This is a genomic window from Bradyrhizobium sp. (genome assembly GCF_036009065.1).
GTDB lineage: Bacteria > Pseudomonadota > Alphaproteobacteria > Rhizobiales > Xanthobacteraceae > Bradyrhizobium.
This window is the reverse complement of sequence record NZ_DASYMN010000276.1, coordinates 1-2308: the sequence shown is the minus strand read 5'-3', so window position 1 is coordinate 2308 and position 2308 is coordinate 1. Positions and strand designations below refer to the sequence as shown.

The following is a 2308-nucleotide window of genomic DNA, read 5'->3' as shown; positions in this document are numbered from 1 at the left end:
TTCATGGCGCCCGTCGCGATAAGCGTGCGCCGGTTCGAGGACTACGAAGCGAAGCTGAAGGCCGCAAAAGTCATCCTCGATCCGCAGGCGCGCAAGGACATCATCTTCGCCGATGCCAAGGAGCTGACGTTCGCCCAAGGGTTCGAACTGGTCGAGGACCAGGTGCTGCTCGACGAGGTCGCGGGCCTGGTCGAATGGCCGGTGGTGCTGATGGGTTCGTTCGATGAGGACTTTCTGTCGATCCCAGGCGAGGTGATCCGCGCCACCATCCGCAACAACCAGAAGTGTTTTGTGGTGAGGCAGCCTGCTTCACCTCTCCCCGCAGGGGAGAGGTCGACGGCGCGCGGCAGCGCGACGGCGGGTGAGGGGGCTCCCCCATCCGCGGCAGCTCCCCCTCGCCCGGCGCTGCGCGCCGACCTCTCCCCGGCGGGGAGAGGTGAAGGAAGCGGCGGCACCCTCGCGCCTCACTTCATCCTCACCGCCAACATCGAAGCCAGCGACGGCGGCAAGGCCATCGTCGCCGGCAACGAGCGCGTCATCCGCGCGCGGCTGAGCGACGCGAAGTTTTTCTATGAGACGGATTTGAAGACCAAGCTGGAAGATCGGCTGCCGAAGTTCGACGGGATTGTGTTTCATGAGAAGTTGGGCACCCAGGGCGAGCGCATCCAGCGGATCGAGCGGCTGGCGGCGGAGATCGCGCCGATCTTGTGGGAGCAGCGCGAGACCTTTTTCGACGGCAAGTTTCTGAACGCCGATGGTTTCAGAGACGAGCAGGAATATACCCGCAACGTCCGCCGCGCCGCGCGGCTGGCGAAGGCGGATTTGTTGACGGAGGTGGTCGGCGAATTCCCCGAGCTTCAGGGCCTGATGGGGAAGTACTATGCGCTGGCGCAAGGCGAGAACGCGAGCGTCGCCGCAACGAGCGAAGAACACTACAAGCCGCAAGGGCCTGCGGATCGTGTACCGACCGACCCGGTATCGGTCGCTGTCGCGCTGGCCGACAAGATCGATACGCTGGTGGGGTTCTGGGGCAACGATGAAAAGCCAACCGGAAGTAAAGACCCATTTGCGCTGAGACGAGCGGCGCTTGGCGTTATTCGGATTGTATCTTCGAATGCAGTTAGAATTTCACTTCTTAGGTTCATTGACATGGCTTGGAAGGGCCATGGCATGGGTAAAGCAGGTATTATTGGGCAATCGAAACGTTTTTCTGCCGATCTTCTCGCCTTCTTCGCCGATCGTCTCAAAGTCCAGCTACGCGAACAGGGCGCACGACACGATCTTGTCGACGCGGTGTTCGCGCTGGAAGGGCAGGACGACCTTCTGATGGTCGTCCGCCGCGTCGAAGCGCTTGGGAAATTTCTTGATACGGATGACGGCAAGAATCTGCTCGCCGGCACCAAGCGTGCGGCCAACATTTTGCGGATCGAGGAGAAGAAGGACGGCCGGGCGTATGATGGCGCACCGGAGGCCGCGCTGTACTCTCTCGATGAGGAAAAGGCCCTCGCCAAAGCGATCGATCAGGTGAAGGTCGAAGCCAGCGCCGCCGTTGCCAAGGAAGACTTCGCCGCCGCGATGAGCGCGATGGCGAAGTTGCGGCCGGCGGTGGATGCATTTTTTGACAAGGTCAAAGTCAACGACGACGATCCGAATGTACGCGAGAATCGCCTGAAACTTCTGAACGAAATCCGCGCGGCGACGCGCGCGGTGGCGGATTTTTCGAAGATACAGGATTGAGTCGTCGCGCCAATCAACCTTCGTCATTCCGGGATGCGCCTCTTGGCGCAGGCCCGGAATCATACTCCCTGTGCCGGTGGTTGGATGTTGAACGCGAATACCGGGGTTATGGATTCCTTGCTCGCGCGAAGAGCGCGCCCGGGAATGACGAGTGGCGTGGACATCCCAAGACAAAAACCCCGCCCGGTGCGTGGTTCCCCGCAGGCGGCGCCGCACACTCCACCGTCATCCTGAGGTGCTCGCCCTCTAGGGCGAGCCTCGAAGGATGGAGGCAAGCGCGGTTTTGGCATCTCGCTTGCGGCCGATCCTTCGAGGCTCACCGCTGCGCGGCGAGCACCTCAGGATGACGGTAATCCTTTGAGCTGCTTACTAAAAAAATTTTTTCGCATTGCTTATCCCCGTCCCCCAAGGCGGGCTTATTATCGCTCCCGTCCTGTCCAGTGAGGGGCGCTTCTAGAGGCGTTACTGAAGTGGGACAGAGCGAAAGCTTGGCTAGGGAGGGGTAACCCGAACTAGTCGGATGCGGCGCCCGCGGACGTGCCTCGCAAGCACGGACTCGGGAGGCCTTGGG

The 2308-nt window shown here is 61.4% G+C and carries 1 protein-coding gene; it reads left to right on the top strand.

What is annotated here, in order from left to right; translation table 11 throughout:
• The coding region (gene glyS, locus VGP39_RS16750) for a glycine--tRNA ligase subunit beta (protein ID WP_327569220.1) at nucleotides 1-1737 on the top strand (1737 nt) is incomplete at its 5' end.
• Between the last annotated feature and the right edge of the window lie 571 nt (nucleotides 1738-2308).